Here is a 21582-nt window from a genome sequence, read left to right as displayed (position 1 = left end):
GAAGCGGGCATGCGCGCAATGCGGCGATCTGAGCCCATTCCGCGCGGCTGTTCGGGCGATGGGTCTGCCGCGTCGCGCGTGGCCGGGCCTCGCCGTGCGGCGCCGGCCGTGCGCTCAGCTCGACGAACAGCCGCCGGAGCTGCTCGAACTGCTCGAACTGCACGAGCTGGAACTGCACGAACTCGACGAACCGTAGCTCGACGACGAGCCACTGCTGTCCGACGAATCGAACGACGTGCCGCCCCCGTTTTCGCCGCGGCAATCGACGTCCCTCGCGGCGGCGGCGATCGACGCTTGGAGTAGTCGTTGCGGGCGATTCTCGAACAATGAAACGGCGGGGGAATAGCGGGGGAAACGGTGCGGGAAATGACGACGCGATGCCGATATACGCGTGCAACGACGCTACGCTTGGACGACTTCAGGAAAACGGATCGGGAAATTCGACGCCTGGAATCAGGCTATTTGGCGCGCCCGGCTGGGATCGAACCAGCAACCCCTGCCTTCGGAGCTTTACCGACACTCCATGACCCTTTGAAAATCAAAGCCTTACACGACTCGCAATCGGCAAAACCAAGGCTAATCAAGGTCAATCAGGGCTGTCCAAGCTCATCCAAACTGTAATTCCACTGTACCCCATCGCTATATAGCGAAACAGCTTTAAGCACTTTCTCCCCGCGCGGCAACCGTCCCGCCCTAGCGACTCTGACAGGTCCGTGTCGCCACTGAAACACAATCGCGCCGGTCCCAAACTCAAGATTGGCTGCGGTTGGCTGTTCGGCATGCGGTCCTGCCGCATGACTTCGCATCTCCGTATGCGCTACGAGGTCGGCGGCATCGAAGGAATCTCGTAATCGTGCAGGCCACGACTACGACCTCATCTCCAAGCCAGCCGCTCAGATCCACCGCTCCATTCGTAACCGCCAAGAACTTGACCTCCATCAAGTGTTGATGTAGCTTCCCTACAAATGCAAATGATAATTATTCGCATTTGCAATGTCAGCGGGTGTCCGCACCATGGCCACCCGTTGGCGAGCGAATCAAGCATAGAAATAGATTCGGTAATTCATGTGACATTAAATTTAAATATTTTATGACCACGGGATAAAATGAAGAACATATTCGCATCAATATTGCTCTTACTTAGCGCACTGCTTTGCATCGATGTGACGCATGGACAAGAGGTTCTCCCAACTATCAATGTAAGTGCATCCAGACCAAACCTCAACTCGTTCACAATTGATTTTATAGGCGATATAGGTCCACCGGCAAAAGGACCAACCGTTTTCGGTGTAGCCTTCATGCCTGTCAGCCCTAAACTTCAATGTGAATTTACTAAATCACTCAGGCAAGACCTGAAAAACTGCAATTTTGCCAATCCGCCAAATATTGGTGAATTCAAACTTGACAACAAGGTCGGAAAAAAGGAACCGTTTACAAAGGCAGTTTTTTTCACACCAAATCCAGCAGCACTGCAAAATGGGTGTGGGCCGGCCAATGGCTGGATGAAGCATGTCATCCCCAATGCCCCGTTCGGATATGACTTCACCAATGCATGCAATAATCACGACGTATGTTATGGCAGCAGATGGGGCAAGAAATCCTGTGACGACGCATTTGAGCGAGACATGATGCAAACGTGCGGCGGTTCCGGAGTGTGCGAAGCGACGGCGCGAAACTATGCTGACGCCGTTCGGAAATTTGGTGACGGTCCATATCAAGACTCAGTAGACCAATGGTTTTGCGCGCTTTTTGGTTACATGCGCAATAAAGTTGGTCAATATTATGGCGCAAGCCTTTGTATTTTTTAAGAGGTTTCCATGAAACACAGATGGGGAATATTGATCGTTCTCGCAATAGCAGTGTTGGGCTACTTCGGCTATAGATCAACGATTAAATCCACGCCACCTTTAAAAGATGCACGGGAAATTGTTTCAAACGACAGCCCTCGTCCCGCCGCAGATTCGATCAGCAAAACGACGGCGAAAGATGGAGAAATTGTCATTCCGAAAAAATATCAACTCACTGAAGCAACAGCGCCCAAAGATTTTCGCAACGACGAGGACTTGCGGAATTCATTTAACGGATCGGACCGTTTGATTATGGACGACTTCTACGGAAAATTCGATCAGAACGCCATCGCGTTTACCAAACCAGAACAATACGATTGGCTTGTGAAAAATGGATACCCAATGCCGCAAGATGTTATCACCGCGCAAAAAATGAGCATCAGCGAATTAGGAAATCTTGTCGACCAAGGGAATATTAAGGCGAGTTACTTTTATCTAATGAGGGAGGTCTACGGAAAAGATAGCGAGAGCGTTCTTGACAAGATTAATAAGACCGGCACCGATAGCCAATGGTCTCAAAGATTAGTCAATGCAGAAAGACTTGTCAGGGCAAGCGGCTCGCCATTCGCCGGATACATTTTTGCAGCCCGTGCCGCTAAGGAGGGAAATACCCCTGAAGGCGTCTATGCTGGATACGCCTTGGCCAGCGTTATGGGTGATACGCGTGCGTTAAATGCTCTTGCTCATGCAGAGAATGTTGATACTCGATCTTTGGTATCCGCTTTGTCGGTGCAAATGGACATGATGCGCCTAGCAAATCCCAACGTATTTCTCGGAAAGCCTGCCGAGTTTCCAGATAGATACTCTGTCGGAATAAGGTACTGATTCGATCACCACCACGGGCCCGCCGTGCGCTGTCGCACCTGCGGGCTCGAGCCGCCGGCCGGCCGCTCTCTCTGAGCGGTGCCAGAACGCGCCCAATCGGCGCACGGGAAATAGACGAAAAAAAGCCGCCGGCACCGAAGTGCCTGGCGGCTTTTTGCTGCTGGTCGACTGCTCGTCAGACGTCGAGCTGCGTGTCCGTGATGCCGAGCGCGGCGGCGATCTTCTCGCGCGTCGACTTGCGCAGTTTCTCGCTGCTCTCCTGTTGAGCGTGGGCGGACTGGCTGATGCCGAGCCGCGTCGCGACTTCGGCCTGCGTCAGCCCGAGATATTCGCGCCACGCGCAGGGGCGTCGCCCCGTCGACCGTTGCGCTGACGACTGCATGCGGAATCAGGTCGCGCTCTTCGTTGCGCTGCGCCATGTATTCCGCGTAGGGGATCACTACAAAGGCCGGCGCGCCGTCCGGCCCGTTGATGATCTGAACGGAAAGTGATTTGCTCATCCGGTGATGGTCGGGCGCGATGCGATGCGGCTACTCCTGGTTTCGGTCGATAGGCTCGAGCGGCGTCTTCAGGCGGACTTCGAGCACGTCGAACCGGATCAGCGAAGGGTTGCGCCGGGCCGGATGCGCACGCGATCGATAACCGCCATGACGCCAATCGGCCGGGATGTTACTGCAAGCGGGAAAACGACGATGCGGAGAAACCGCTGAACGCCTGAACAGGCATGTTTTTGGCGCGCCCGGCTGGGATCGAACCAGCAACCCCTGCCTTCGGAGGGCAGTACTCTATCCATTGAGCTACGGGCGCGTGAGACAGTGAAGCGACCCCATATACAGGCCGCCCACAATTGGCAAGACGGCAAGGATACCCGGTTTCCCAAGACGCGTCCACCTTGCCGGCCCAATCGCCGCCGGGCACCGCTGCGTGCGGGTAAACACGCGCCATCGCGCCGCTCGCCGTGATGTAAACGTTCCGTCTATAATCGTCCGTGCTTCATTGGACTGCCATTTTGCCGTTGCACCGCGCTCACAATTCCTATTCACGGAGACGAGGCAAGCATGAGCGAAGCACCCCACGAATCTCCCGTCAAAACCCCCGGGCAGCTGATTGCCGTCATCATCGCGTCGTTCGCGATTCCGATCGTCCTGATCGTCCTGTTCGCCAATTACGCGAACCATGCGTTCCGTTCCGGCGCCGGCACGGACGCGCTATCCGACGAGCAGGTCGCCGCACGTATCGCCCCGATCGCGAAGGTCGACGTGAAGGACGCCAACGCGCCCCGCACGTACAAGACCGGCGAAGAAGTCTACAAGGCCGTCTGCGTGACCTGTCACGGCACCGGCGCCGCCGGCGCGCCGAAGTTCGGCAACAAGGACGACTGGGCGCCGCGCATCTCGCAAGGCTTCGACACGCTGTTGAAGACGGCCCTCGCGGGCAAGGGCGCGATGCCGGCGCGCGGCGGCACGAGCCCCGACGACGTCAGCGACTATGAAATCGCCCGCGCGATCGTCTACATGGCGAACAACGACGGCGCGAACTTCCCCGAACCGGCCGCACCGGCCGCCAACGCGGCGCAGCCCGCCAGCGGCGCGGCCGCGTCGGGCGCCGACGCGTCGAACGCGCAGGCCGCCGCCGCGATGGCCGCGATCGCCGCGATCCCGAAGGCCGGCGAGAAGCCCGCGGCCGCCCCGGCCGGCGCCGATGCGGCAACGGCCGGCAAGGCGCTGTACGCGTCGACCTGCCAGGCCTGCCACGCGGCCGGCGTGCTCGGCGCGCCGAAGTTCGGCAGCAAGGAAGACTGGGCGCCGCGCCTGAAGGACTCGATGGATACGGTCTACAACTACGCGCTGCACGGCAAGGGCGCGATGCCGCCGAAGGGCGGATCGAACGCATCCGATGCCGACGTGAAGGCGGCCGTCGACTACATGGTCAACTCGGCGAAGTAACGCCCGCCTCCCGCCATCCGTAAAAAACCCCCGCGACGCCTTTGCATCGCGGGGGTTTCGTTTTGGCGTTGCCGGCTCGTCGCGCCATCGTGCTTACGGCGGCGGCGCCATCGCGTCACTTCTGCAGCAACGCCTTCAGGCTCGCGAGCCGATCCTTCGGCGACATCGGCGCTTCTTCCGGCGTCGGCGGCGGCGCTTCGTCGAGCCCCATCTCCGGGATGAAGCGCGACGGTTCGCACACGACCGTCTCGCGCGCCCGCTTGCGCTTCTTGCACCAGTTCAGGTGCAGGCTGCGCTGCGCGCGCGTGATCGCGACGTACATCAGCCGGCGCTCTTCCTCGATCCGCTCGTTGTCGATCGGGCCGTCGTCCTCGCTGCCGCCGCGGTGCGGCATGATGCCTTCCTCGACGCCGACCAGGAACACGTGCGGATACTCGAGCCCCTTCGACGCATGGACGGTCGACAGCCGCACGGCGTCCGGGTCCTCGTCCTTGCCTTCGAGCATCGACATCAGCGCGACGGTCTGGATCAGGCCGAGCAGGTTCTTGCCCGTATCGGCGAGCCCGTCCGCGTTGTGGAAACCTTCGGCCTCGCCGTCGACGGCTTCCGTCTCGGGCTTCGTGCCCTTGCGCTTCAGCCATTCGAGGAATTCGAGCACGTTCTGCCACTTCGACTGCGCCTGCCGCTCGTCGAACGCGTCGTACAGGTACGCCTCGTAGTGGATCGCCTCCATCATGTCGTCGAGCACGACGGTCGCGGGCTCCTTGTCCGCGCGCTCGGTCAGGCGCTGGATGAAGTCGCAGAACATCCGCAGCGGCTCGACCTGGCGCGCCGACAGCCGCGCCTCGATGCCGCCCATGTACACGGCCTCGAACAGCGACACCTTCGCCTGCCCCGCGAACGAGCCGAGCGCTTCCAGCGTCGTGTTGCCGATGCCGCGGCGCGGCGTCGTGACCGCGCGGATGAATGCGGGATCGTCGTCGGCGTTCGCGATCAGCCGCAGGTACGCGCACAGATCCTTGATCTCGGCCTTGTCGAAGAACGACTGGCCGCCCGACAGCACGTACGGGATCCGCTCGCGCCGCAGCACCTGTTCGAAGATCCGCGCCTGGAAGTTGCCGCGATACAGGATCGCGTAGTCGCGGAACTGCGCGCGCCGCTCGAACTTGTGCGCGGACAGCCGGAACACGACCGATTCGGCCTCGTGTTCCTCGTCGTTGCACGCCGTGACGGTAATCGAATCGCCCATCCCGTGCTCGGACCACAGCTTCTTCTCGAACAGCTTCGGGTTGTTCGCGATCACGTTGTTGGCGGCGGTCAGGATTCGCACCGTCGACCGGTAGTTCTGCTCGAGCTTGATCACGTGCAGCTTCGGGAAATCCTTGCCGAGCTGCGCGAGGTTCTCCAGCGTCGCGCCGCGCCAGCCGTAGATCGCCTGGTCGTCGTCGCCGACCGCCGTGAATGCGGCGCGCGGGCCCGCGAGCTGCTTCAGCAGCTCGTACTGGCACGCGTTGGTGTCCTGGTACTCGTCGATCAGCAGGTAGCGCAGCTTGTTCTGCCAGCGGTCGCGCACCTGCTCGTTCTTCGCGAACAGCTCGGCGGGCAGGCGGATCAGGTCGTCGAAGTCGACCGCCTGGTACGCGTGCAGCGTGGCCACGTAGTTCCGGTAGACCAGTGCGGCCTGGTGCTCGTCCTCGTTGGCCGCGATCGCCATCGCCTCGTCGGGCATGATCAGGCCGTTCTTCCACAGCGAGATGATGCTCTGGATCTTGCGGATCAGCCCCTTGTCGGTCGTGCCGAGCTGCTCCTGGATCATCCCGAAGCAGTCGTCCGAATCCATGATCGAGAACTGCGGCTTCAGGCCGACGTGCTCGGCCTCCTGGCGCAGGATCTGCACGCCGAGCGAGTGGAACGTGCAGACGGTGAGCTGGTTGACGGGCACCTTGCGGCCTTCCTTGCCCGGCGTGGTGAGCGTCTTGCCTTCCAGCAGCTTCGACACGCGCTCGCGCATTTCGGCGGCCGCCTTGTTCGTGAACGTGACGGCGGCGATATGGCGCGGCTCGAAGCCTTTCGCTTCGATCAGGTGCGCGATCTTCTGCGTGATCACGCGGGTCTTGCCGCTGCCCGCGCCGGCGAGCACGAGACAGGGACCGTCGAGGTAGCGCACCGCTTCATTCTGAGCGGGATTGAGGCCTGCGGACATGATGGCGGATGGTGTTGCTGGTTGACGGCGGAAACCGGGAGGATGCCGTGCGCGGCAGGCTGGCGAAGCAGGCGGACACGCGGGCAGGACGCGCATGTTAACACGTCGCCGGCGCGGTTTTCGGGAGCGCCGCCGGACGGGGGCGCGCAGCCTTGCCGGGCGGGCGCCCGCTGTCCGTTCGGCAGGGTCGTGCCTGTCCGCTCGGCCAATCTGGCCCCGTCCGCGCTGCATTCGGACACAATACGTACTCCCCCGGCGCCACCCGTGCCGGCCCGCTTCAATTCACCTGAACCGTTACCGGATCCAGCTTATGGGATACCCGTTCGCCACCGCCGCCCTGGGCCCGCTGCTGTTCGCGCAGGGGCGCTACGTACGCCGCGTCACGCCCCGGCTGCCCGAGGCGGCCGGCCCGCGCGACGGCGTGGCCGGCGACGGCCCGCCGCTGCGCGTGCTGGTGGTCGGCGATTCGGCCGCCGCGGGCGTCGGCGTCGCGACGCAGCACGATGCGCTCGCCGGGCAACTGGCGAACGCGCTGGCGGCCACGCATCGCGTGCACTGGAAGCTGCTCGCGCGCACCGGCCTGACCACGCGGGAGCTCGTCGACTGGCTCGCCGCGGAGCCGGCCGAGCCGTTCGACGTGGCCGTCACGTCGCTCGGCGTCAACGACGTGACGGGCGGCGTGCCGCCCGCACGCTGGCTCGCGCAGCAGACCGAGCTGCTGCGGCTGCTCGCTACGCGGTTCCAGGTCGGGCACGCGATCCTGTCGGCGGTGCCGCCGATGGAGCGCTTCCCGGCGCTGCCGCAGCCGCTCGCGTGGTATCTCGGGCGGCGCGCGAAGCGGCTCAACACGGCGCTCGCCGACTGGGCCGGCGCGCAGCCGCACTGCACGTTCCTGCGGGTCGACCTGCCGCTCGAACGCCACCTGATGGCCGCCGACGGCTTCCATCCCGGCGCATCGGCGTGCGCGGTGTGGGCCGCGCAGGTCGCGGCGGCCGTGCGGCAGCGGGCGGGCGGATGATGCGGCGCGCTCCGGGGCGGGTTGGCCGCCGCAGTTCGGCGCGCCGCGCCGAGAGCCGAGAGCCGAGAGCCGAGAGCCGAGAGCCGAGCGCCCAGAGCCGAAAGCCGAGCCGCGAGCCCGACAGTCGCGCCGCAGGGGGCACGATCCCGCGCAAAATGCCGGCACTCCTCGCGCAAGCGCCGCATCGCGTCGCGCGTTTCGCCCGACGCGTCTGTGCAAGCGGCGGCGCCATGCCAAAATAGCCGGTCGTCTTCGCGCCGCTTCGGCGCGCCATCCTTTAGTTTCCTTCGCAGCCAGGAATTGCCATGTCGTCATTGCTCAGGATTGGTTTGATGGGTTTCGGTTTCGCCGGCGCGACATTCCATGCGCCCGTGATCGCCACGAGCGGCCGCACTGAAGTCGCCGCGATCGCGACCGGTCAGTCCGATCGCGCGCACGCCGCGTATCCGGGCGCGCGCATCGTCCCCGACCTCGACACGCTGCTCGGCCTCGACGATATCGAATGCGTGGTGATCGCCACGCCGAACGACACGCACTTCGCGCTCGCGCGCCAGATGCTCGAAGCCGGCCGCCACGTGGTCGTCGACAAGCCGGTCACGCTCACCGCCGACGAGGCGCTCGCGCTCGCGCGGCTCGCGAACGCACGCAGCCGGCTGTTCGCGCCGTTCCACAACCGCCGCTGGGACGGCGATTTCCTCACCGTGCGCCGCGTCGTCGAATCGGGCGAGCTGGGCCGCCTCACCTACTTCGCGTCGCACTTCGACCGCTTCCGGCCGACGCCGCGCACGCGCTGGCGCGAGGACCCGGCCCGCGGCGGCGGCCTGCTGCTCGACCTCGGCCCGCACCTGATCGACCAGGCGCTCGCGCTGTTCGGCACGCCGGAAACGGTGAGCGCCACCGTCAAGACGCGCCGCGAGAACGGCACGGCGCCCGATTTCGTGCACCTGCTGCTCGGCTATCCGGACAAGGACGTCGCGCTGCATGCGAGCGCGCTGTCGGCGATCGAGCCCGCGCGCTTCACGCTGCACGGCACGCGCGGCAGCTACCAGAAGTTCGGGCTCGACACGCAGGAAGACCAGCTCAAGGCCGGCCTCACCGCGAACGACGTCGAATTCGGCGGCGGCAACCCGCCCGGCCTGTTGCGCGTGCTCGACGGCGAGGTCGAGGTCGAACGGCCGGTCCCGACGCTCGACGGCCAGTACGCGGAGTTCTACCGCGCGCTCGCCGCGTCGATCCGCGACGGCGCGCCGTTCCCCGTCACCGCGCAGGACGCGGTCGACGTGATGACGATCATCGAGCTCGCCGCGCAGAGCGAACACGACGGCCGCCGGCTGCCGTTCGTGCGCCGTACGGTCTGATGGCCGCCGGCCGGGTCGGTGCCGGCCCGGCTCCCCACCGCGCCACGCCGCCACGTGCCGGCCACGCCGGCAGCGGCGCGGCCGCGTCTGCCGCCACACCGCCCCGCCGGCACGGCCCCCCAACATTCCGTTACAAATGGTGCGGGAACGAAAGTCAGCGGTCGTCCGGTCTGACGCGTTTCTCAAAAAGTCGATTCGACACTTATCCGTCAGGAGAATGTGATGCAACGGTTGATTCGCGCAGCGGCATGCTGCGTCCTGGTTTCCTCGCTCGCGGCCTGTATCGTGCAGCCGCAGCGGCCGGCCCGGCAGGCGCCTCCGCCGCCGCGACCGAATCCGCAGGTCGTCGCGAACGACCGCATGCAGGAGGTCCAGGGCCGGATCGACAATCTGCATCGCCGGATCGACGCGCGCGTGAACGGCGGCTACTACCCGCCGCCGTACGGCGCGCAGTTGCACCACCGCCTCGACGTGATCCGCCAGGAAGCGAACGACATGTCGGCCCAGCACAACGGCGGCCTGTCCGGCGACGAGCAGCGGGTGCTGAACCAGGAGCTCGACACCGCCGCGCGCGCGATCGGCGAGTAACGCGCCGGCGCCCGCCGGAGCGCAGAAAAGCGGCGGCGCTGGCCTCTGCCGCTTGTCGCGAAGCGACATTCTTTTGCTCAAATTGACAAGGCCCACCCGCTCGCGTACAGTCGCCCGCACGCGTCGGGAGAGCGTGTGACCGGGGTTGTTCCGACACCGGTTGCGCCGCCGAAGGGGCACACCCGCAAACTCTCAGGCAAAAGGACCGACCGCGTCGGGGAATCGCGTCCGCGCATTGCGCGGGCACCTACTCTCCCCGCACTCTGGAGAGCGGCAGTAGCCCGCAGCGCATTGGCTGCGCGGGCAAGCTGCCCACCGAAGGGGCGCGCGTTCGCCGGGCTTGGCCCGCAGCGCAATCTCTCAGGTATCGAGGACAGAGGGGCATGTACCGGATCGCTCGAGGCCATCGGCCGCGGCGGTCGGCACATGGCCGTTCTGATCCGCGCGCAAGCGCCTTGCCTGAGGCCTCGATGACTGCACTGAATCACACCCCGCTCAACGCCGCGCACCGCGCGCTCAATGCCCGCATGGTCGACTTCGGCGGCTGGGACATGCCCGTCAACTACGGCTCGCAGATCGAAGAACACGCGGCCGTGCGCACCGACGCCGGCATGTTCGACGTGTCGCACATGTGCGTCGTCGATTTCACCGGCAGCCGCGTGCGCGCGTTCTTCGAGCACGCGATCGCGAACCACGTCGGCAAGCTCAAGACGCCCGGCAAGGCGCTCTACTCGTGCCTGCTCAACCCGCAGGGCGGCGTCATCGACGATCTGATCGTCTATTACTTCACCGAAGAATTCTTCCGCGTGGTCGTCAACGCCGGCACCGCCGAGAAAGACATCGCGTGGTTCAACCAGCTGAACGAGCAAGGCGGCTACGGCCTGACGATCGCGCCGCGCCGCGATTTCGCGATCGTCGCCGTCCAGGGCCCGAACGCCCGTGAAAAGGTCTGGGCGACGGTGCCCGCCGCCCGCGCCGCCACCAGCGAACTGAAGCCGTTCAACGCCGCGCAGGTCGCCGGCACGCCGTTCGGCGATCTCACCGTCGCCCGCACCGGCTACACCGGCGAAGATGGCTTCGAAGTGATCGTCCCGGCCGTGCACGTCGAAGCACTGTGGAATGCGCTGCAGCAAAACGGCGTGCGTCCGTGCGGGCTCGGCGCGCGCGACACGCTGCGCCTCGAGGCCGGCATGAACCTGTACGGCCAGGACATGGACGACACCGTCTCGCCGCTCGACGCCGGCCTCGCGTGGACGGTCGACCTCACCGCGCCGCGCGACTTCGTCGGCCGCGCCGCACTCGAAGCCAACGGCACGCGCGCCGCGTTCGTCGGCCTGATCCTGCAGAAGGAAAACGGCAAGGCGGGCGGCGTGCTGCGCGCGCACCAGAAGGTCGTCACGCCGCACGGCGACGGCGAGATCACGAGCGGCTCGTTCTCGCCGTCGATGCAGGAATCGATCGCGTTCGCGCGCGTGCCGACGGCCGTCCAGATCGGCGACATCGTCCAGGTGCAAATTCGAGACAAGAATCTTCCCGCGCGCGTGGTAAAACTGCCGTTCGTGCGCAACGGCAAGGTCCTCGCTGCGTAACGACCGAGAGGCGGCCGGCGCCGCCTCCCGGCCAGCCGGGAGATGGCGCCCGGCGCAACCCCATCCGGCGCACCATGGCGGCGCGCCAGCAAAACGAACACACCCTTTTATCCAGGAGCATCCGATGAGCAACGTCCCGGCCGATCTGAAGTACACCGACGAACACGAGTGGATCCGCACCGAGTCAGACGGCACGCTGACGGTCGGCATCACCGATCACGCGCAGAGCACGCTCGGCGACATCGTCTTCCTCGAGCTGCCCGAAGTCGGCAAGTCGGTGAACGCGGGCGACGCCGTCGGCGTCGTCGAATCGGTGAAGGCGGCATCCGACATCTACTCGCCGGTGTCCGGCGAGATCGTCGCCATCAACGAAGCCGCCACCGATGCGCCGGAAGAAGTGAACGGCGACGCATACGGCGTGTGGCTGTTCAAGATCAAGCTCGCGGCCGGCGCATCGACCGACAAGCTGATCGACGCCGACGCCTACAGCAAGCTGATCGACTAATTTCCCTACCCGAACCGCGCGGCGCCGCCCTCGGCCCGCGCGGGACCAGAGTCACGCCATGAAGCTCGAACACCCGGACCGCCTGATGAACCGCACGCCCCTCTCGCTCGCCGCGCTCGAAACGCACGACGCGTTCGCCGAACGCCACATCGGCCCCGACGCCGCCAGCCAGCAGGCCATGCTCGACACGCTCGGCTTCGCGTCGCGCGCCGCGCTGATCGACGCCGTGATCCCGGCCTCGATCCGCCGCGCCGAAACGCTGCCGCTCGGCCCGTTCGCGCAGCCGAAGAGCGAGGCCGAAGCCCTCGCCGCGCTGCGTGCGCTCGCGGACAAGAACCAGGTGTTCCGCTCGTATATCGGCCAGGGCTACCACGACACGCATACGCCGGCCGTGATCCTGCGCAACGTGCTCGAAAACCCGGCGTGGTACACGGCCTACACGCCATACCAGCCTGAAATTTCCCAGGGCCGCCTCGAGGCGCTTCTGAACTTCCAGCAGATGGTCGCCGACCTGACGGGCCTTGCGATCTCGAACGCGTCGCTGCTCGACGAGGCCACCGCCGCGGCCGAAGCGATGACGCTGCTGCAGCGCACCGGCAAGCCCAAGTCGAACGTGTTCTACGTGGCCGACGACGTGCTGCCGCAAACGCTCGAAGTGATCCGCACGCGCGCGCAGCCGGTCGGCATCGAAGTGAAGACGGGCCCGGCCGCCGAAGCCGCGCAAGCGAACGCGTTCGGCGTGCTGCTGCAGTACCCGGGCGTGAACGGCGACGTGCGCGACTACCGTGCGCTCGCCGAAGCGATCCACGCGGCCGGCGGCCACGTGGTCGTCGCGGCCGACCTGCTCGCGCTCACCGTGCTGACGCCGCCCGGCGAATGGGGCGCGGACGTCGCGATCGGCAACACGCAGCGCTTCGGCGTGCCGATGGGCTTCGGCGGCCCGCACGCCGCCTACTTGGCCGTGCGTGACGAATTCAAGCGCCAGATGCCGGGCCGCCTCGTCGGCGTGACGGTCGACGCGCAGGGCAAGCCCGCGCTGCGCCTCGCGCTGCAGACGCGCGAACAGCACATCCGCCGCGAGAAGGCGACGTCGAACGTGTGTACCGCGCAGGCGCTGCTCGCGATCATGGCCAGCATGTACGCGGTCTACCACGGCCCGCACGGCCTGAAGACGATCGCGCTGCGCGTGAACCGCATCGCGGCGCTGTTGGCCGCCGGCGTGAAGCAGCTCGGCTTCGCGACCGTCAACGACACGTTCTTCGACACGCTGACGATCGACACCGGCGCACGCACCGCGCAGGTTCACGAATTCGCGAAGGCGAAGCGCATCAACCTGCGCCGCGTGAGCGACACGCAAGTCGGCGTATCGGTCGACGAAACGACGACGCGCGACGACCTCGCCGATCTCCTCGACGTGTTCGCGCAAGCCGCGGGCGGCACCGCGCCGGCCGTCGATGCGCTGGACGCGGGCCTCGCCGGCGTCGCCGCGCTGCCGGCCGGCCTCGAGCGCACGAGCGCGTACCTGACGCACCACGTGTTCAACCGCCACCACTCCGAAACCGAAATGCTGCGCTACCTGCGCAGCCTGTCGGACAAGGATCTCGCGCTCGACCGCTCGATGATCCCGCTCGGCTCGTGCACGATGAAGCTGAACGCGACGTCGGAAATGCTGCCGGTCACGTGGCCCGAGTTCGGCGGCATCCACCCGTTCGCGCCGGCCGAGCAGACCGTCGGCTACCGCGAGATGATCGACCAGCTCGAACAGATGCTCGTCGCGGCCACCGGCTACGCGGCCGTGTCGCTGCAACCGAACGCGGGCTCGCAGGGCGAATACGCGGGCCTGTTGATCATCCACGCGTACCACGCATCGCGCGGCGAAGGCCATCGCGACGTATGCCTGATCCCGGCATCCGCGCACGGCACGAACCCGGCGTCCGCGCACATGGCCGGCATGAAGGTCGTGGTCGTCGCCTGCGACGCGCAGGGCAACGTCGACATCGCCGACCTGAAGGCGAAGGCCGAGCAGCATTCGGCGAACCTCGCGGCGATCATGATCACGTATCCGTCGACGCACGGCGTGTTCGAGCAGAACGTCCGCGAGATCTGCGAGATCGTCCATGCGCACGGCGGCCAGGTGTACGTCGACGGCGCGAACATGAACGCGATGGTCGGCCTGACCGCGCCCGGCCAGTTCGGCGGCGACGTGTCGCACCTGAACCTGCACAAGACCTTCTGCATCCCGCACGGCGGCGGCGGCCCGGGCGTCGGCCCGGTCGCGGTCGGCGCGCACCTCGCGAAGTTCCTGCCGAACCAGCGCTCGACCGGCTACGCGCGCGCGGAAGACGGCATCGGCGCGGTGTCGGCCGCGCCGTACGGCTCGGCATCGATCCTGCCGATCTCGTGGATGTACATCGCGATGATGGGCGCGAAGAACCTGACCGCCGCGACCGAAACCGCGATCCTCAACGCGAACTACATCGCGAAACGCCTCGCGCCGCACTACCCGGTGCTGTATTCGGGCCCGGGCGGGCTGGTCGCGCACGAGTGCATTCTCGACCTGCGTCCGATCAAGGAAACGAGCGGCATCAGCGTCGACGACGTCGCAAAGCGCCTGATGGACTACGGCTTCCACGCGCCGACGATGAGCTTCCCGGTGCCGGGCACGCTGATGGTCGAACCGACCGAATCGGAATCGCAGGAAGAACTCGACCGCTTCATCGCCGCGATGATCGCGATCCGCGAGGAAATCCGCGCGGTCGAGGAAGGCCGCGCCGATCGCGAAGACAACCCGCTGCGTCACGCGCCGCACACGGCGGCCGTCGTCACCGCGAACGAATGGCCGCACGCGTACTCGCGCGAGCAGGCCGCGTACCCGGTCGCGTCGCTCGGCACGAACAAGTACTGGCCGCCGGTCGGCCGCGCGGACAACGCGTACGGCGACCGCAACCTGTTCTGCTCGTGCGTGCCGGTGTCGGACTACGCATAACGCGCGCCTCGCACCGGAGCGTCCGACCGTGACCCCACCGCACGCAGCCACCGGTTGCGTGCGGTTTTTACGTTCGCCGCCCGGCCAACCGTTTCACGCTTGCCCGCCAATCCGGCTAACATCACACGCGATCCAGCCAATGAAGGAGTTCCGCATGGTGCGTCCGATGTTTCCGGGCCATGGTGCAACCGCGCGGCGGCCGCGCACGCGCGCAGGCCGCTACGTGCCGATGCTCGTCGCCTCGCTGTCGCTGGCCGCCGCCGGCCTCGGCGTGGCCGGCAGTGCGCGCGCGGCGATGAATTTCTGCGCGTCGCCGGCGCTGCAGGCGAGCGAGACGACGCAGGCCGAGCCGGGCGTGCAGGCGCTGATCCGCAGCGTCGACGCGCGCATCGGCGAGCAGCCGAAGGCGATGGCGCGCGTGCACACCGAGGGCACGCTGCCGCACGAAGGCATCTACGACCAGAGCGAAGCCGCGCTCAAGGACATGGACCTGATGCGCGATGCGGCGCTCGCGTGGCGCGTGACGAACGCGCCGCGCTACCTGCAACTCGTCGACCGCTTCCTGTCCGCGTGGGTGTCGACCTATCAGCCGAGCTTCAACCCGATCGACGAGACGCGCTTCGAGAGCCTGATCGTCGCGTACGACATGACCGCGAGCGCGCTGCCGGTGAAAACGCGCAACGCGACGGCCGCGTTCATCGCGAAGCTCGGCGCCGGCTACGTCGCGCAGGTCGACGCGCAGAAGCGCCCGCTCACCGGCACCTGGCGCAACAACTGGCAGAGCCACCGGATCAAGCTGATCGCGCTGTCCGCGTTCACGCTCGGCGACCGCAAGATGATGAACGCCGCGCAGCGGCTGTTCGTCGAGCATCTCGCCGACAACATCGGTCCGGACGGCAAGACCTGGGATTTCGAGGAACGCGATGCGCTGCATTACGCGGTCTACGATCTGCAGCCGCTGGTGACGGCCGCGCTGGCCGCGCGCCGCTTCAACCGCAACTGGCTGCGCGAGCGCGGCGCAAACGGCGCGACGCTCGAAGCCGCGCTCGACTGGCTCGTGCCGTACGCGCTCGGCGAGAAAACGCACGAGGAATTCGTGAATTCGCCGGTGCCGTTCGACGCGAAGCGCCGCGAGGCCGGCTTGCCGGGTTACACGGGGCAGTGGGACCCGAAAAACGCCACCGAACTCTTTCATCTGGCCGCGCGGCTCGACGGACGCTATGCCCGCGTCGCGCGGCAGCTTTCCCCAACGCCGCCCGCATGGCTCGCCGCGTGCCTGCCGTTGCAGGCGCGCTAGCACCATTCTTATAGCAAGGCAGGTATCGAAATGGCAGTCAGCGTGTTTGACCTCTTCAAGATCGGCATCGGTCCGTCCAGTTCGCATACGGTCGGGCCGATGCGCGCGGCGCTGATGTTCGTCCAGGGCCTCGAGCGCGACGGGCTGCTCGACGCGACGGCCCACGTGAAGGTCGAGCTGTACGGCTCGCTCGGCGCGACCGGCAAGGGCCACGGCACCGACCGCGGCGTGATGCTCGGCCTGCTCGGCGACGCGCCCGACACCGTCGATCCCGACACGATCGACGCGCGGCTGGAAGACATCCGCAAGACGAAGCAACTCGCGCTGCTCGGCACGCATCCGGTGCCGTTCGTGCTGAAGGAGAACATCGCGTTCTACCGCCAGGCGCTGCCCGAACATCCGAACGGGATGAAGCTGCGCGCGAGCGACGCGAACGGCGCGGTGCTGGTCGAGCGCACCTATCTGTCGGTCGGCGGCGGCTTCGTCGTGACGGCCGGCGCGCCGAACACCAAGGTGCTGAGCGCGGCCGAGCAGATGACGCATCCGTTTCGCACGGGCGCGGAGCTGCTCGCGCTGACCGCGTCGACGGGCAAGTCGATCGCGCAGCTGATGTGGGACAACGAGCGCGCGTGGCACACCGAGGAAGAAACGCGCGACGGGCTGCTGAAGATCTGGGCCGTGATGCAGTCGTGCGTGTCGCGCGGCTGCGGGATCGGCAATCCCGATGCCGACGGTAACCTGCCCGGCCCGTTCCAGGTCAAGCGCCGCGCGCCGCAGCTGTACCGCACGCTGACGGGCAGCCCGGAGCGCGCGCTGCAGGACCCGCTGTCGATGATCGACTGGATCAACCTGTACGCGATCGCGGTCAACGAGGAAAACGCGGCCGGCGGCCGCGTCGTCACCGCGCCGACCAACGGCGCGGCCGGCATCATCCCGGCCGTGCTGCACTACTACACGCGCTTCACGCCCGGCGCGAACGAACAGGGCGTGATCGACTTCCTGCTGACGGCCGCCGCGATCGGCATCCTGTACAAGCTCAACGCGTCGATCTCGGGCGCGGAAGTCGGCTGCCAGGGCGAAGTGGGGGTGGCCTGCTCGATGGCCGCCGGCGCGCTCGCGGCCGTGCTCGGCGGCACGCCGCAGCAGGTCGAGAACGCCGCCGAGATCGGGATGGAGCACAACCTCGGCCTGACCTGCGACCCGGTGGGCGGGATGGTGCAGATCCCGTGCATCGAACGCAACGCGATGGCGTCGGTGAAGGCCGTCAACGCGGCGCGCATGGCGCTGCGCGGCGACGGCTCGCACTACGTGTCGCTCGACTCCGTGATCAAGACGATGCGCGAGACGGGCGCCGACATGAAGACCAAGTACAAGGAAACGTCGCGCGGCGGGCTGGCGGTGAATATCGTCGAGTGCTGATGTCCGGCCCGGCGGTGGCGCGGGGTGGATCGATACCCCGCATTGCCGCCGGGCATGGCGCCCGACGCTAGTCGTTCAGCCAGTTCTCCAGTCGCAACCCCGGATAGCTGACGAAATCCCGCTCGTTGTTGGTGACGAGGACGACATCGAGCGACACCGCATGCGCGGCGATCAGTTTGTCGAGGTGATCCTTCTTCCGCTCGCGAGTCGCCTCCCGGATCGGACCATACGCTTGCGCTGCCGGGGCGTCGAAAGGCGCGACGGGAATATCCTCGATCAATGCGGCGAGATGGCGGCGCTCCCGGGCAGGGCTCGCACATGCGGTCACGCCGTACTCGAGCTCCGCATAGGTGATCGCCGACATGACGACGTCGCCCGTGTAGCACTGCGCAAATCGTCTCGCGACCTGCTCCGGCTGATTTTTCATCAGATAGATGCACATGTTGGTGTCGAGCATGAAGCGCGGCATCACAAACCCTCGCGTTCGGTCTGCTCCTGGTCGCCACGTCCTTCTGTCATGAAGTCCGGCCCGAATTTCGCGAACTTCTCCAGTACCTGAGTCAAAGGCCGCCGCACCGGCCGAATGCGGATTTCGTCACCGACGCGCTCGATTTCCAGTTCGATATCGCTGCGCTCATAGGCAAGGTCCGCAGGAATACGCACGGCCTGCGAGTTGCCGTTCCTGAATACCCTCGTGGTATGCATGTCGATCTCCGACCGGATGTACATTGTATGTACATTATCCGATGCGGGCCGAGATGTAAATCCATGTGTGTACATAACAGGTACTCCTTCGGCTGACGAGCCGGCAATGAATACGCACATCACGGCCACTGCCGCCGCGCATGCAGTACGCGGAGAATCTCCACGATGGCCCGTCCGGCCGGATGCGATAGACGAGCACATAGTTCGGCGCGACCACCAGCTCACGCGTGCCGGCCACCCGCCCTTGCCGATACAACTCGGCATGGGCCGGTAGCGCCGCCGCCCTTTCTTCCAGCAGTTCGTCGAGTTCGAGCGCGGCCAGCGGGTCGCCATCCATCGCGCTCACTTTCGGCCGTCACACAAGCGCGCACAAGCTGGCCGGATGGCCAATCGAAGCACGCACGCACTCGCCGCCCCCTCAGCGTTCCGACACTTTTCAGCGGCCGGCCAACCGGCGTAAGCTGTACGTCCCGCTACCCAGGGAGACGGCAGCCCATGTCGCATTCCAAGGATCTCGAGCCGCGCGCCACCTCCGGTGCGCGACTGCTCGTCGATGCGTTGCTCGCCAATCACGTCGAACGCGTGTTCTGCGTGCCGGGCGAGAGCTTCCTCGCCGTGCTCGATGCGCTCGCGGACGACACCGCCCGCATCCAGACGGTCGTCTGCCGCCATGAGGCGGCCGCCGCGAACATGGCCGAAGCGGTCGGCAAGCTGACCGGCCGCCCCGGCATCGCGTTCGTCACGCGCGGGCCCGGCGCGACGCACGCGTCGATCGGCGTGCACACCGCGTTCCAGGATTCGACGCCGATGATCCTGTTCGTCGGCCAGTGCGCACGCGAACACCTCGACCGCGAAGCCTTCCAGGAAATCGACTACCGCCGGATGTTCGGCCAGATGGCCAAATGGGTCGCGCAGATCGACGACCCGCGCCGCATTCCCGAATACCTGAGCCATGCGTTCCACGTCGCGACGTCCGGCCGGCCCGGCCCGGTCGTGCTCGCGCTACCGGAGGACGTGCTGTCCGACGCGTGCGCGCCGCAGCCCGTCGTGCCGGCCGCGAAACGCGTCGCGGCCGCGCCGTCGGCCGCGCAGATCGACGAATTGCGCGAGCGGCTCGCGCGCGCGGAACGACCGTTCGCGATCGTCGGCGGCAGCGGCTGGACGCCGGACGCCTGCGCGAACCTGCGCACCTTCGTCGAACGCTGGCAATTGCCGGTCGCGTGCGCGTTCCGCTTCCAGGACACGATCGACAACGCGCACCCGAACTACGCGGGCGACGTGGGGCTCGGGATCAACCCCGCGCTCGCGAAACGCATCCGCGACGCCGACCTGCTGCTCGTGATCGGGCCGCGCCTCGGCGAAGCGACGACCGGCGGCTACACGCTGCTCGACATCCCGAAAACGCGCCAGACGCTGATCCACGTGCATCAGGGCGCGGACGAGCTCGGCCGCGTGTACGCGGCCGACCTGCCGATCGTGTCGGGCATGCCCGAGATCGCCGCGCCGCTGGCCGCGCTCGAGCCGCCCGAGCGGCCTGCCTGGGCCGGCGCGGCCGCCGACGCGCATCGCGCGTACCGCGAATGGCACGCGCCGCTGCCGATGCCCGGCGACGTGCAGCTCGGCGACGTGATGGTGCAGTTGCGCGAGCGCCTGCCGCACGACGCGATCCTCACCAACGGCGCGGGCAACTATGCGATCTGGCTGCATCGCCACTTCGCGTACCGGCACTTCCGCTCGCAGCTCGCGCCGACGAGCGGCGCGATGGGCTACGGGCTGCCGGCCGCGCTCGCCGCGAAGTCGCTGTATCCGCAGCGCGCCGTCGTCGCGCTCGCCGGCGACGGTTGCTTCATGATGGCCGGCAACGAACTCGCGACCGCGATGCAGTACGGGCTGAACATCGTCGCGATCGTCGTCAACAACGGTCATTTCGGCACGATCCGCATGCATCAGGAGCGCAACTATCCGGGCCGCGTGCACGGCACGGGGCTCACGAACCCCGATTTCGCCGCGTATGCGCGTGCGTTCGGCGCACATGGCGAGACGGTCGAGCGCACCGCCGATTTCGCGCCGGCGCTCGAACGCGCGCTGACCTGCCGGCTGCCCGCGGTGATCGAGATCCGCATCCCGCAGGATGCGAGCACGCCGGCCGCGACGCTCGAACAAATTCGCGAGCAGGGCCGCCGCGCGCGCGGCGCATGACGACGGTGGACAGGCACACCGCGCCGCCAGTCGCCACGCTGTCGCACGACGACGCGCTGGCCTGCCCCGGCACGCTGCTCGCGCCCGACGGCACGCTCGTCGCGCCGTACGACCTCGAATACGGCGACGTGCGCACCGAAGGCCACGTGCCGGCCGCGCCGGCGCTCGGCCTGCTGCACGCCGCGCACCGGCCGTTCCGGCTCGACTATGGCGATACACGACACGTGCACGTGATCAACGGGATGGGCGTCACGCTCGGCGATTCGGTGATCGGGCTGACGGCGCTCGCCGCGCTGCGCGCGGCCCATGCGAGCCTGCGCTTCACGCTGCACCGGCCGGCGCGTGCGCCGCGCTATGTCGATGCGTTGTACGCGCTCGCGGCCGACGTCGTCGCGCCGTCGCGCGCGCTGCCGTACGCCGCCGAAGCACTGCCCGCCGACGCGCACTGCATCGACGTCGGCAATCACCTGTACTGGCCCGCGTTCGCGCGGCTGCCGATGATCGACTTCTTCCTCGACGCACTCGGTGTCGACCCGGCCGCCGTACCGGCCGCCGCGAAGCGCAACCGCTGGCTCGCGCGGCTGCCGCTACCCGCGCTGCCGGCCGAGTGGCAGCGGCCGTACGTGCTGTTCTGCCCGGCTGCGAGCACCGCCGTGCGCAGCGTGCCGCCCGCGCTGCGCGTCGCGTTCGTGGAACGGCTCGCGCAGCGTTACGGGCTGCCGGTGGTCGGCTTCGGCCCGCTCGCGCATCCCGCTTACGTGGACGTGAGCGGCGACGCGACCGACACCGCGCGCTTCATCGCGTGGATCAAGAGTGCGAGCCTGCTGTTCGCGCCGGACACGGCGGCCTTGCATCTCGCGGACGGTTTCGACGTGCCGACGCTCGCATGCTTCACGACGATCGGGCCGGCGCTGCGCGTGCGCGACTATCCGCATTGCGTGCCGGTCACGCTCGACGTGCCGGCCGAATTGCACGGGCTGCATCGCAGCGAGCGGCCGGAGGATCTGGCGGCGGTCGAAGCCGCTTACCGCGCAATCGACTGGGACGCGCTGGCGTGGCCCGCACCGCGCGACGTGGCAGCGACGGTCAGCTGAGCG

At 66.7% G+C, this 21582-nt stretch carries 17 protein-coding genes, 1 tRNA gene, 2 pseudogenes and 2 riboswitches; of the genes and pseudogenes, 14 read left to right on the top strand and 6 right to left on the bottom strand.

Features of this window, described 5'->3' with window-relative positions; all coding sequences use genetic code 11:
- Positions 1-58: 58 nt before the first annotated feature.
- From HWX14_RS32525 to HWX14_RS32515, 3 genes are all read left to right on the top strand, one after another.
- Positions 59-196 carry a hypothetical protein gene (locus HWX14_RS32525; protein WP_175886274.1) on the top strand — a complete coding sequence of 46 codons (138 nt, stop codon included), beginning with the start codon at positions 59-61 and terminating at the stop codon, positions 194-196.
- Between the two features lie 910 nt (positions 197-1106).
- Positions 1107-1808, top strand: coding sequence for a phospholipase A2 (locus HWX14_RS32520; RefSeq protein ID WP_175886273.1), 702 nt, complete (start codon positions 1107-1109; stop codon positions 1806-1808).
- Positions 1809-1817: 9 nt separating this feature from the next.
- On the top strand, positions 1818-2672 hold the full coding sequence (locus HWX14_RS32515; protein ID WP_175886272.1) for a hypothetical protein: 855 nt from the start codon (positions 1818-1820) through the stop codon (positions 2670-2672).
- 175 nt (positions 2673-2847) lie between these two features.
- On the opposite strand, the pseudogene HWX14_RS32510 reads toward HWX14_RS32515, so the two are convergent.
- Both HWX14_RS32510 and HWX14_RS32505 read right to left on the bottom strand, forming a co-directional pair.
- Positions 2848-3172: pseudogene (locus tag HWX14_RS32510) on the bottom strand (helix-turn-helix transcriptional regulator).
- A 231-nt stretch (positions 3173-3403) separates the two neighbouring features.
- Positions 3404-3479: transfer RNA gene (locus tag HWX14_RS32505), tRNA-Arg, on the bottom strand.
- Positions 3480-3730: 251 nt separating this feature from the next.
- Between HWX14_RS32505 and HWX14_RS32500 the strand changes: the two genes are divergently transcribed.
- Positions 3731-4618 (top strand): c-type cytochrome, encoded by an 888-nt coding sequence (locus HWX14_RS32500; protein WP_175886271.1) that lies wholly within the window; start codon positions 3731-3733, stop codon positions 4616-4618.
- 115 nt (positions 4619-4733) lie between these two features.
- Here HWX14_RS32500 and HWX14_RS32495 read toward each other — a convergent pair whose 3' ends face one another.
- Complete coding sequence (locus HWX14_RS32495) at positions 4734-6821, bottom strand: UvrD-helicase domain-containing protein (protein WP_175874689.1); 2088 nt, start codon at positions 6819-6821, stop codon at positions 4734-4736.
- Positions 6822-7131: 310 nt separating this feature from the next.
- Here HWX14_RS32495 and HWX14_RS32490 point away from each other — a divergent pair, with 310 nt between their 5' ends.
- The 8 genes from HWX14_RS32490 (at position 7132) to HWX14_RS32455 (ending at position 17581) form a co-directional block, all read left to right on the top strand.
- Positions 7132-7839, top strand: a complete 708-nt coding sequence (locus tag HWX14_RS32490; protein WP_175886270.1) for an SGNH/GDSL hydrolase family protein — start codon at positions 7132-7134, stop codon at positions 7837-7839.
- Between the two features lie 305 nt (positions 7840-8144).
- Complete coding sequence (locus tag HWX14_RS32485; protein WP_175886269.1) at positions 8145-9197, top strand: oxidoreductase; 1053 nt, start codon at positions 8145-8147, stop codon at positions 9195-9197.
- Between the two features lie 222 nt (positions 9198-9419).
- Positions 9420-9785, top strand: a complete 366-nt coding sequence (locus tag HWX14_RS32480) for a hypothetical protein (RefSeq protein WP_027811833.1) — start codon at positions 9420-9422, stop codon at positions 9783-9785.
- A gap of 114 nt (positions 9786-9899) precedes the next feature.
- Positions 9900-10004, top strand: a riboswitch (glycine riboswitch).
- A gap of 34 nt (positions 10005-10038) precedes the next feature.
- Positions 10039-10172: riboswitch (glycine riboswitch) on the top strand.
- Between the two features lie 83 nt (positions 10173-10255).
- The gene (gene gcvT, locus HWX14_RS32475) at positions 10256-11374 is read left to right on the top strand and encodes a glycine cleavage system aminomethyltransferase GcvT (protein ID WP_175886268.1); all 1119 of its coding nucleotides are present in this window, start codon (positions 10256-10258) and stop codon (positions 11372-11374) included.
- A gap of 124 nt (positions 11375-11498) precedes the next feature.
- Positions 11499-11879, top strand: a complete 381-nt coding sequence (gene gcvH / locus HWX14_RS32470) for a glycine cleavage system protein GcvH (RefSeq protein ID WP_175886267.1) — start codon at positions 11499-11501, stop codon at positions 11877-11879.
- Positions 11880-11937: 58 nt separating this feature from the next.
- Positions 11938-14865, top strand: coding sequence for an aminomethyl-transferring glycine dehydrogenase (gene gcvP, locus HWX14_RS32465; protein ID WP_175886266.1), 2928 nt, complete (start codon positions 11938-11940; stop codon positions 14863-14865).
- A gap of 154 nt (positions 14866-15019) precedes the next feature.
- On the top strand, positions 15020-16162 hold the full coding sequence (locus tag HWX14_RS32460) for an alginate lyase family protein (RefSeq protein WP_175886265.1): 1143 nt from the start codon (positions 15020-15022) through the stop codon (positions 16160-16162).
- A gap of 30 nt (positions 16163-16192) precedes the next feature.
- The gene (locus HWX14_RS32455; protein ID WP_175886264.1) at positions 16193-17581 is read left to right on the top strand and encodes an L-serine ammonia-lyase; all 1389 of its coding nucleotides are present in this window, start codon (positions 16193-16195) and stop codon (positions 17579-17581) included.
- A 67-nt stretch (positions 17582-17648) separates the two neighbouring features.
- On the opposite strand, the gene HWX14_RS32450 is transcribed toward HWX14_RS32455, so the two are convergent.
- The 3 genes and pseudogenes from HWX14_RS32450 to HWX14_RS32440 all read right to left on the bottom strand — a co-directional run bounded on the left by HWX14_RS32450 (position 17649) and on the right by HWX14_RS32440 (position 18623).
- On the bottom strand, positions 17649-18050 hold the full coding sequence (locus tag HWX14_RS32450) for a type II toxin-antitoxin system VapC family toxin (protein ID WP_175886263.1): 402 nt from the start codon (positions 18048-18050) through the stop codon (positions 17649-17651).
- The gene (vapB, locus tag HWX14_RS32445; RefSeq protein ID WP_175886262.1) at positions 18050-18286 is read right to left on the bottom strand and encodes a type II toxin-antitoxin system VapB family antitoxin; all 237 of its coding nucleotides are present in this window, start codon (positions 18284-18286) and stop codon (positions 18050-18052) included. Before vapB ends, HWX14_RS32450 begins: the two co-directional genes overlap by 1 nt.
- Before the next feature lie 119 nt (positions 18287-18405).
- Positions 18406-18623: pseudogene (locus tag HWX14_RS32440) on the bottom strand (type II toxin-antitoxin system RelE/ParE family toxin).
- 158 nt (positions 18624-18781) lie between these two features.
- Between HWX14_RS32440 and HWX14_RS32435 the strand changes: the two are divergent.
- Both HWX14_RS32435 and HWX14_RS32430 read left to right on the top strand, forming a co-directional pair.
- The gene (locus tag HWX14_RS32435; RefSeq protein ID WP_175886261.1) at positions 18782-20485 is read left to right on the top strand and encodes a thiamine pyrophosphate-binding protein; all 1704 of its coding nucleotides are present in this window, start codon (positions 18782-18784) and stop codon (positions 20483-20485) included.
- A complete protein-coding gene (locus HWX14_RS32430) occupies positions 20482-21579 on the top strand; it encodes an ADP-heptose--LPS heptosyltransferase (RefSeq protein ID WP_175886260.1) in 1098 nt (365 codons plus the stop codon). The genes HWX14_RS32435 and HWX14_RS32430 overlap by 4 nt, the downstream gene beginning before the upstream one ends.
- Positions 21580-21582 lie beyond the last annotated feature (3 nt).

Origin of the sequence: Burkholderia sp. BCC0044 (assembly GCF_902832955.1) — a bacterium.
GTDB lineage: Bacteria > Pseudomonadota > Gammaproteobacteria > Burkholderiales > Burkholderiaceae > Burkholderia.
The sequence above is the reverse complement of the archived record's forward strand: the minus strand, read 5'-3'. Positions and strand labels throughout refer to the sequence as shown.

What these genes read in the sequence shown, in the direction of transcription:
- HWX14_RS32460 (WP_175886265.1), top strand. Translation starts at nt 15,020, where the DNA reads ATGGTGCGTCCGATGTTTCCGGGCCATGGTGCAACCGCGCGGCGGCCG.
- HWX14_RS32515 (WP_175886272.1), top strand. Translation starts at nt 1,818, where the DNA reads ATGAAACACAGATGGGGAATATTGATCGTTCTCGCAATAGCAGTGTTG.
- HWX14_RS32430 (WP_175886260.1), top strand. Translation starts at nt 20,482, where the DNA reads ATGACGACGGTGGACAGGCACACCGCGCCGCCAGTCGCCACGCTGTCG.
- HWX14_RS32495 (WP_175874689.1), bottom strand. Translation starts at nt 6,821, where the DNA reads ATGTCCGCAGGCCTCAATCCCGCTCAGAATGAAGCGGTGCGCTACCTC.
- HWX14_RS32435 (WP_175886261.1), top strand. Translation starts at nt 18,782, where the DNA reads ATGTCGCATTCCAAGGATCTCGAGCCGCGCGCCACCTCCGGTGCGCGA.
- HWX14_RS32525 (WP_175886274.1), top strand. Translation starts at nt 59, where the DNA reads ATGGGTCTGCCGCGTCGCGCGTGGCCGGGCCTCGCCGTGCGGCGCCGG.
- vapB (WP_175886262.1), bottom strand. Translation starts at nt 18,286, where the DNA reads ATGCATACCACGAGGGTATTCAGGAACGGCAACTCGCAGGCCGTGCGT.
- HWX14_RS32485 (WP_175886269.1), top strand. Translation starts at nt 8,145, where the DNA reads ATGTCGTCATTGCTCAGGATTGGTTTGATGGGTTTCGGTTTCGCCGGC.
- HWX14_RS32455 (WP_175886264.1), top strand. Translation starts at nt 16,193, where the DNA reads ATGGCAGTCAGCGTGTTTGACCTCTTCAAGATCGGCATCGGTCCGTCC.
- gcvT (WP_175886268.1), top strand. Translation starts at nt 10,256, where the DNA reads ATGACTGCACTGAATCACACCCCGCTCAACGCCGCGCACCGCGCGCTC.
- HWX14_RS32520 (WP_175886273.1), top strand. Translation starts at nt 1,107, where the DNA reads ATGAAGAACATATTCGCATCAATATTGCTCTTACTTAGCGCACTGCTT.
- gcvH (WP_175886267.1), top strand. Translation starts at nt 11,499, where the DNA reads ATGAGCAACGTCCCGGCCGATCTGAAGTACACCGACGAACACGAGTGG.
- HWX14_RS32500 (WP_175886271.1), top strand. Translation starts at nt 3,731, where the DNA reads ATGAGCGAAGCACCCCACGAATCTCCCGTCAAAACCCCCGGGCAGCTG.
- HWX14_RS32490 (WP_175886270.1), top strand. Translation starts at nt 7,132, where the DNA reads ATGGGATACCCGTTCGCCACCGCCGCCCTGGGCCCGCTGCTGTTCGCG.
- HWX14_RS32450 (WP_175886263.1), bottom strand. Translation starts at nt 18,050, where the DNA reads ATGCCGCGCTTCATGCTCGACACCAACATGTGCATCTATCTGATGAAA.
- gcvP (WP_175886266.1), top strand. Translation starts at nt 11,938, where the DNA reads ATGAAGCTCGAACACCCGGACCGCCTGATGAACCGCACGCCCCTCTCG.
- HWX14_RS32480 (WP_027811833.1), top strand. Translation starts at nt 9,420, where the DNA reads ATGCAACGGTTGATTCGCGCAGCGGCATGCTGCGTCCTGGTTTCCTCG.